This window comes from Bacteroides sp. AM54-2NS (genome assembly GCF_003602935.1).
Classification (GTDB): domain Bacteria; phylum Bacteroidota; class Bacteroidia; order Bacteroidales; family Bacteroidaceae; genus Bacteroides; species Bacteroides xylanisolvens.
Window position 1 is genome coordinate 1 of the sequence record NZ_QTMZ01000086.1, and the last position, 8,509, is coordinate 8,509.

General features: G+C 41.7%; 6 protein-coding genes. 3 read left to right on the forward strand and 3 right to left on the reverse strand.

Annotated features, from left to right (window positions below):
- The first annotated feature begins 228 nt into the window (after nucleotides 1–228).
- Nucleotides 229–1,023 (forward strand): NAD(+) diphosphatase, encoded by a 795-nt coding sequence (gene nudC / locus DXA05_RS25170; RefSeq protein WP_255353100.1) that lies wholly within the window; start codon nucleotides 229–231, stop codon nucleotides 1,021–1,023.
- Nucleotides 1,024–1,129: 106 nt separating this feature from the next.
- Nucleotides 1,130–2,305, forward strand: coding sequence for a DUF418 domain-containing protein (locus DXA05_RS25175; protein ID WP_128859758.1), 1,176 nt, complete (start codon nucleotides 1,130–1,132; stop codon nucleotides 2,303–2,305).
- Between the two features lie 389 nt (nucleotides 2,306–2,694).
- On the opposite strand, the gene DXA05_RS25180 is transcribed toward DXA05_RS25175, so the two are convergent.
- From DXA05_RS25180 to DXA05_RS25190, 3 genes are all read right to left on the reverse strand, one after another.
- Nucleotides 2,695–4,440, reverse strand: a complete 1,746-nt coding sequence (locus tag DXA05_RS25180; protein WP_004300737.1) for a phospho-sugar mutase — start codon at nucleotides 4,438–4,440, stop codon at nucleotides 2,695–2,697.
- Nucleotides 4,441–4,618: 178 nt separating this feature from the next.
- On the reverse strand, nucleotides 4,619–6,256 hold the full coding sequence (locus DXA05_RS25185) for a C69 family dipeptidase (protein WP_053095326.1): 1,638 nt from the start codon (nucleotides 6,254–6,256) through the stop codon (nucleotides 4,619–4,621).
- Nucleotides 6,257–6,284: 28 nt separating this feature from the next.
- Nucleotides 6,285–7,937, reverse strand: a complete 1,653-nt coding sequence (locus tag DXA05_RS25190) for a M23 family metallopeptidase (protein WP_128859760.1) — start codon at nucleotides 7,935–7,937, stop codon at nucleotides 6,285–6,287.
- Nucleotides 7,938–8,135: 198 nt separating this feature from the next.
- Here DXA05_RS25190 and DXA05_RS25195 point away from each other — a divergent pair.
- Nucleotides 8,136–8,509: DUF5118 domain-containing protein (locus DXA05_RS25195; protein WP_128859759.1), on the forward strand; the 374-nt coding region annotated here is incomplete at its 3' end.

The following is an 8,509-nucleotide window of genomic DNA, read 5'->3' on the forward strand; positions in this document are numbered from 1 at the left end:
ACAATTATGCCCTTTCAGGGCGCAAATTCAGATTGTCGTTTTTACGTAGGGCGTTGCCCTACGCTATATAATTAAGCCCTTTCAGGGCACTCCGCAAAATTATCATTTAGCTGATTTCTGCACGGTTATGAATCAAATTTTGGTGCAGTTGCCCTGTATTTTATCTGATAAGTCTAAATATCAATCTAGTTTTTTTATAACTTCGCAGCGCGAAGATCAAGAATTAGAATTAAAATGAATCAGACAGCACAATCATGGTGGTTTATCTTTTACAAAGACCAACTGCTTCTTGAGAAAAAAGAGGATGGCATATATGCCATCCCGTGTGGAGAAAGCTCTCCTATTGTTATTAAAGAAAAAACAACCGTACACAATATCACTACACTGGAAGGGAGAAACTGCAAGGCTTTCTCCCTCTCCTCTCCCATTGAAGAATCGGAGCAATGGATCATGATAGGGCTTCGTGCCTCCTATGAATATCTTCCTTTGTCTCATTATCAGACAGCAGGAAAAGCATATGAGATTCTGCATTGGGATAGAAACAGCCGCTTTTGTTCCGCCTGCGGCACGCCTATGGAACAGAAAGAATCTATCATGAAGCGTTGTCCGAAATGTGACCGGGAGGTATATCCTTCCATTTCCACAGCGATTCTTGTATTAGTGAGAAAAAAAGATTCACTACTCTTAGTGCACGCCCGCAATTTTAAAGGAACATTCAACAGTCTCGTTGCCGGATTTCTGGAAACCGGAGAAACGCTAGAAGAATGTGTAGCACGTGAAGTGAAAGAAGAAACCGGACTGGATGTAAAGAATATCACTTATTTCGGTAATCAGCCCTGGCCTTATCCCAGCGGACTAATGGTCGGCTTTATTGCTGATTATGCCGGAGGGGAAATCAACCTCCAAGATGAAGAATTGAGTTCGGGAGACTTTTATACAAGAGACAATTTACCCGAACTTCCCAGAAAACTTAGTCTTGCCCGAAAGATGATTGATTGGTGGATAGAGCATCCAAATGAATAAATCAAACATGGAAAATATCATCAAAGGAATCCGTCAGTATGTTCCCGAAGCCTGCTTAGAGATGGGTAAAATGAACATTTACTAAAAACAATCATAAATTAGCCCCATGGAATTATCAACAAAAACACCCCGAATTGAAGTAGTAGATGCTCTTAGAGGATTTGCTGTAATGGCCATCCTTCTGGTTCATAACCTGGAGCATTTCATTTTCCCCGTATATCCGGAAAGTTCTCCTGAATGGCTCACCATTTTGGATGCCGGAGTATTTAATGCGACATTTTCACTGCTTGCCGGAAAGTCTTATGCCATATTCGCTCTGCTTTTCGGATTCACTTTCTATATCCAGTCGCACAACCAGCAGTTGAAAGGAAAAGATTTTGGTTACCGCTTTTTATGGAGAATGACATTACTGGCAGGATTCGCTACTTTGAATGCTGCTTTCTTCCCGGCAGGAGATGTCCTGCTTCTGTTTGTTGTAGTCAGTCTTGTACTATTTATCGTACGTAAATGGAGTGACAAAGCGATTCTAATCACCGCCATCTTGTTTTCACTGCAACCGATTGAATGGTTTCATTATATAATGAGCCTTTTCAATCCTGCTTATACCCTACCCGATTTGAATGTCGGAGCCATGTATGCTGAAGTAGCGGAATACACCAAAGCCGGAAACTTTTGGGATTTTCTGATAGGTAATGTTACTTTAGGACAGAAAGCAAGCCTGTTTTGGGCTATCGGTGCCGGACGTTTCTTACAGACTGCCGGACTTTTCCTGTTTGGCTTATATATCGGACGCAAAGAATTGTTCGTAACTACCGAATCTCATTTGAAGTTCTGGATGAAAGCACTTATTATTGCAGCTATCAGTTTCGCGCCACTGTATTCTCTGAAAGAACAGATCATGCAAAGTGACAGCAGTTTAATTCAGCAAACGGTAGGTACTGCCTTTGATATGTGGCAGAAATTTGCATTTACGATTGTACTTGTTGCTTCTTTCGTGTTGCTTTATCAGAAGGATCAGTTCAAGAAAACTGTATCTAATCTGCGATTCTACGGAAAAATGAGTTTGACCAATTATATTTCTCAATCTATTTTGGGAGCCATTATCTATTTCCCATTCGGATTCTATCTTGCTCCTTACTGTGGATATACTCTTAGCCTGATTATCGGTATTATTCTTTTCCTAGCGCAAGTTCGGTTCTGCAAATGGTGGCTGTCTAAACATAAACAAGGACCATTGGAAACAATATGGCATAAATGGACTTGGATAGGCACGAAGAAATGACAGAAAAAAAAGAAATAGCACTGACTGAAAAATAGACTAAGAAAGCAGGCCACGAAATACACATAACTACAAACGAACAACTTACGAATATGAAACTGAACGTATCACTCTAAAGCATCAACAAAACATGTGTATCCGCAGCCTGCGGGTTGAAATTGAGATGATGTCAATACAACAAGATTCTCGCAAGAAGGATTAGCAAGTGGACTTAAAGAATGCAAAGGAAATGAAAGAACTGTGCCAAGTTGGGGAAAAAGCCCGAAAATAGACAGAATCAGGGCTATGTATAGAGAAAAAGAAGCGCCTCCATAATCTTCGAAAAGACCATGGAGGCGCTATTTATTATTTATCTTTCGTTATCTATATCTGAAATTTCAGAAGAAACAAAATCAGATACCCAATGATTTCTTCACTGCTTCAATCTTTTCCATTGCAGCAGATTCGGCAGAAGCATAACAATTGCGGCAACCCATTTCACCCTGAACTTCCATATAGAACTTAATCTTCGGTTCTGTACCTGAAGGACGAACAGAAACTTTGCTACCGTCTTCAGTGAAATATTGAAGTACGTTAGATGGTTCCGGCATATCGATTGCAGTTACGTTACCTTTATCATCTGTCTGTTTCAGTGTCTTATAATCTTTGCTCAAGATCACTTTAGAGCCACCCAATTCTTTCGGAGGATTGGCACGGAAGTTCTCCATCATAGCTTTGATTTCTTCTGCACCGCTCTTACCCGGTTTCACTACGTTTACAGTAAACTCTTTAGAGAATCCGTATTCTACGTAGATATCCAGCAACAACTGATACAAGGATTTACCATTATCTTTTGCCCATGCAGCAACTTCAGCAATCAAACAGCAAGCTGATACGGCATCTTTATCGCGAACGAAATCTTCGGCAAGGAATCCGTAGCTTTCTTCACCACCACCTATATATTTCTGTTTGCCTTCACGCAGACGGATTTCACGGGCAATCCATTTAAATCCGGTGTAGCAGTCAAGCATTTCGATATTGTTCTTATCTGCGATCTTCTTGATTAATTCAGTTGTAACGATTGTCTTCACACAGAACTCGCCACCTTTAATCTTACCCAGTTGTTTGTACTGTGTCAGAATATAATAAAGGTACATCATACAAGTCTGATTACCATTAATCAGTACCCATTCGCCTTTATCATCCTTGCAAGCAATACCCACACGGTCAGCATCCGGGTCGGAAGCCATAACGAGGTCAGCATCAATTTCTTTGGCAAGGTTTACAGCCATAGAAAGAGCTTCCGCGTTTTCCGGGTTCGGAGATACGACAGTCGGGAAGTTACCGTCCTTAATCATCTGTTCGGGCACAGTAAATACGTTTTCGAATCCCCACATTTTCAATGCACGAGGAATCAACATCATACCTGTACCATGAATCGGAGTATAGACAATCTTCATATCTTTGTGACGGGCGATAGCTGCCGGATCAATAGAAACAGTTTTCACCATATCCAGATAAATCTTATCGATGTCTTCACCGATAATCTGAATCAAATCCGGATTTCCCTGGAATTTAATATCGGCAGCAGAAGCAATTGCATTCACTTCGTCGATGATACCTTTATCGTGTGGAGCCAATACCTGTGCACCATCGTCCCAATATGCCTTGTAACCGTTGTATTCTTTCGGATTGTGAGAAGCAGTCAGGATGATACCGCTTTGGCAACCGAGGTGACGGATGGCGAAAGACATTTCCGGTGTCGGACGCATGTCGTCAAACAGATATACTTTGATACCATTGGCAGAGAAAATATTAGCAGAAGTTTCCGCAAACAAACGGCTGTTGTTGCGGCAATCGTGACCTACTACTACAGAAATCTGCGGCAGGTCTTTGAAGTTCTTTTTCAGATAGTTGGAAAGTCCTTGAGTGGCAGCACCTACCGTATAGATATTCATACGATTGCTACCTACACCCATAATACCACGCAGACCACCAGTACCAAATTCAAGATCTTTGTAGAAAGCTTCAATTAGTTCGGTTTTATCATCGTTTTCCAACATACGTTTCACTTCAGCCTGGGTTTCAGCATCATAAGCCGGGGTTAGCCATTTTTCGGCTTTTTCAGTGACCTGTTTAATAAGTTCCTGATTTTCCATTTCGATTGTTATTTATTGGTTAATGAATTATTTATTATCAATTTCTTGAGCACACAAATGTAAAATAATAAGTTTATAATTCCTAGTTATTTAATGAAGAATTAAGAATGAAAAATGAAGAATCGCATTATAAGACATATTTGCAAAGCATAATTCTTCATTTTTCATTCTTAATTCTTCATTTTACCAAATATCTGTCACCAGTCTGCTTGACATATTCCTGCAAAAATTCTTTCGGATAACCGGGACGCATCACTCCGGCAGGTTGTCCGATAGAATTACGCTCAAACTTACCGTCTTTAACACGTTTCACCACTCCATCATTGTACTTCACAATCAAGAATGTACCCAATTGTTTCCAAGTATCGAAAGTGCTCTGTGCGGTCATATTTGTATAGTTTGTCAGAAAGTCAACTGCTGCGTTCTTATCTTTTGCCAGCAGTTTGGCAGCCATTTCTTCAATGCCTTCCTGTGCATTGTTGAAAGTAGTTTCCATTTCTTTCTGCGCTTCCCGTACATCACCGATCATCAAATCATAACGCGGATAGACCATATTAGATACCCAGTTGAAAATCCAGAAAGCAGAATTCCAGGAGAAAGTAATATAATCGGCCCCATCTACACGGGTATAACATACCGGCACTTTAGTAGCACAACAATAAACCGGGGTAAATACAGCCATGTTCGCATCATCCACGCCAAACCAAAGTACACCGCCTATCGGGTCCGGCTTATGAGCCCGCATTTGTGCAACAAATACAAACCCGCTTTGTTGAGTGGAAATCGGACGTTCGTTGAAATATTCCTGGCCGTCTACTTTGAAGTTCAGAGGAGAAAGACGATAAGGTGTCTTATAAGGTCCGGCTCCGAAATCATTGGAGATGTCAAGAGGCGTTCCTTCATAATGGTCGCGCATCATATCTTTCACATCTTGCACGGATAACTTATGTTTTGGTTTCACAAAAAGAGGCATCGGCGTATTGGTCTTTCCCTCAATGTAAGGAAGATAATCTTTTCCGTTATCTGTGAACTTATTAAAATAGCTCCACACGCGAGCCTCACAAAAACGGCGGGCACCGAAATCAAGAGGCGCATAAGCTAATGAAAAGCTAAAGTCTTTGTTTACTCCATTAAAATATCCCTTCTCACGGGCAAAAGAAACGACATCCGGAGAGTACATGCAGTTTTCCTTGTCGTTCATATCAAACTGGTGGATACGTGACTGGTTGGCATGGGCCGAAATACAATCATCGGGCACACGTACAGCTACCCAAACTGCTCCACGGATGCCGGGACCTTTACCAATCATTTCCATAATCCATATTTCGTTCGGATCGGCAATAGTAAAGGATTCTCCTTCGCTATAATAGCCGTATTGCTGCACTAAGTCGGTCATGATCTTAATTGCTTCACGGGCAGTGCGCGAACGTTGCAAACCGATATAAATCAGACTTCCGTAATCGATAATCCCTGTAGAATCGGCCAATTCCGGACGTCCGCCGAAAGTTGTCTCACCAATGGTAACCTGATATTCATTCATATTACCGACTACATTGTAAGTCTGGCGTGCCTGCTCTATTTCTCCCAGATACTTGCCGGTATCCCATTCATAAACTTTCAGCATCGTACCTTTTGGATAGGTAGCAGCCGGATAATGATAAAGTTCTCCGAATAAGCCATACGAGTCGGCAGAATAGGAAACAATCGTCGAGCCATCGGCAGACGCATTCTTTCCGACAATCAGGTTGGTGCAGGCGAAGGTGTTCGCCACAGCCGCCATCAATACGGCGGCACAAAGAATAATTCTTCTCTTCATAATAAATATATGATTCACTTTTAATAATTTACCAAACAAAGCTTTCACGGGCCACTGTTTCATTCCCACAATAGTCGGTCACTGTAAATTCAACAGTATGCTTGCCTCCTTTCTTTACGCGTTTGGGGTCCAACGTACATTCCCAGTATGATTTCACAATATTGGGACGTCCGAAAAGCGCATACTTTCCGTCAATCGTTCCACGATAGGAAGCAATTCCCGCGCCCTGATCTTTCAAACGATAGACAATCTTTCCGTTTCTTCCCCACTGATTCTTGTTGACAGGGATAATCTCCGGCGGGATGGTATCGATGGCAACAGTGTAAGTTCCCAACTCCCGGATAGATGCTTTCATGTATCCGTCTTCATACTTTCCGCCTACGCTGTACTTTCCTCCTTTGGGAGTTATGCGGGCCACATAATATTTCGTCGTATCGGCAATTGGTTTTCTACGCAACCCGATACACAGTTCACAAGCTGCATGCAGCGGAACCGCCTTATCATTCAGCTGATAAGTAAAAGCAACGGCACCACTATCCGCCTTCACCTGATAATTGAGGGGAACATCATCATACAACATTCCTTTCGGAACAACCAGGTTCAATCCCGGTTCTTGCAGATAATTAGTCTTATTCCAGGTAAAATAATATTTCTCCCGATGATTCAACGGTTCAATCGGCTGTTTCCGACCCCGTACGGTGAAAGTATATTTGGAAGTGTTTCCGAAAGCATCTTTTAATGTATATAAGAACTGATAGTCCCGTTCCTCATCAATCGTCACCAAGCCACGGTTATCATTCGATGCTTTTAGTAGACGCAAAGTGTTGCCCGGATCAATGAAAGATTTCATATATTGCCCGTAAGTCCAGGAATTAATCATCCGGTTCTCTTCCTGCGAGAAGCGATCTACGGTGCTGCGAAATATTTCATTTCCATCTACCGTAAGCACAACCGAATAAACTCCATAATGGTTATTCACTCCATCCATGTAATCGTATGCTTTGATCCCCACGCCTATCACTCCCCATGCTTCCACCAGACGCTCACTATTGGGAAGGATGGTTTTATTCTCTTGCTTTCCATCCACTACTCCTTTACCCAGTTGTGGAAAAAATAGGATACCATCCGCTTTCGGAGCACGCGTATCTTTTATTTTCGATTGAAAGAAAGGCATAGGGTCAATATAATCTCCCGATTCCGTTTCAAATACATCCAGGTGAAGATGCGGACCGAACGAATATCCGGTATTTCCGCTCCATGCGATCTGCTGGCCTCCTTTCACCGGATATTTTCCCGGTTCGGGAACAATCTCTACTTCCCAGCTTTCTTCTTCATATTGAAGTTTCTCCACCCTTTCGGCAATGGGAGAAACAAAACCACTCAAATGGCGGTTGATCGTTGAATAGCCATTGTGATAACAGACATCAAGTACATATCCCGAACCATTCGTGACGCGAATACGCGAAATATAGCCATCAGCGAGAGCACGAACGGGTTTACCGATAACTCCGCCTGTCTTAAAATCCAGTCCGCCGTGGAAGTGATTGGAGCGGATTTCTCCAAAGTTCCCACTCAATGTAAGAGGAAAGTCAAAAGGAGGTACAAAGGTTACTTGCTTCTTCTCTTGTCCATACCCTCCGATGCAGCAAGCCAACATCAAAGCAGTGATATATCGTCTCATCATTCCGTTCACTTTTTTACTCCCGCAAATGTACACTATTCCCACTAAACTATGAAATATCCGAGGAGAATGATGACCGTAGATACTAGTTAATATTTCTTTTTAATGTTATATTCATTGCAAATTAGTAGTCATTATGTTATTTATATTAGTACTTTTGTAGCCGTTTTTTAATTATAATTAAAAGTTAGAAACTCAATGAGAATGTATGTAAAAGTAATGGCAGCGGTCATTGCATGTATATTGCTGAGTGGAGAAGCGCTCTCGGCATTTGCAACTACCCCCGCTACAGAAAATCTGAGTTGGTTTAAAAAGAAAAAGAAAAAACCAGAAGAGAAAGAAGAGAAGAGTAAAAGCGACTACGAGAAATTAGTGGAAGACAGTAAAACGACCAAAGGGATGTTTGCTGTACATCAAAAGAAGAATGATTATTATTTTGAAATTCCCACCTCACTTTTGGGACGTGACTTATTAGTTGTCAATAAGCTGCAACGAGTTCCTGCCGAACTTAATGATGCGGGCGTAAACCGCGGAGTAAACTATGAAAACCAGATGGTTTGCATGGAATGGGA

Bases quoted from the DNA above. Each gene is read 5' to 3' on its own strand.
- DXA05_RS25175 (WP_128859758.1), top strand. From the start codon at position 1,130: ATGGAATTATCAACAAAAACACCCCGAATTGAAGTAGTAGATGCTCTT.
- DXA05_RS25180 (WP_004300737.1), bottom strand. From the start codon at position 4,440: ATGGAAAATCAGGAACTTATTAAACAGGTCACTGAAAAAGCCGAAAAA.
- DXA05_RS25185 (WP_053095326.1), bottom strand. From the start codon at position 6,256: ATGAAGAGAAGAATTATTCTTTGTGCCGCCGTATTGATGGCGGCTGTG.
- DXA05_RS25190 (WP_128859760.1), bottom strand. From the start codon at position 7,937: ATGAGACGATATATCACTGCTTTGATGTTGGCTTGCTGCATCGGAGGG.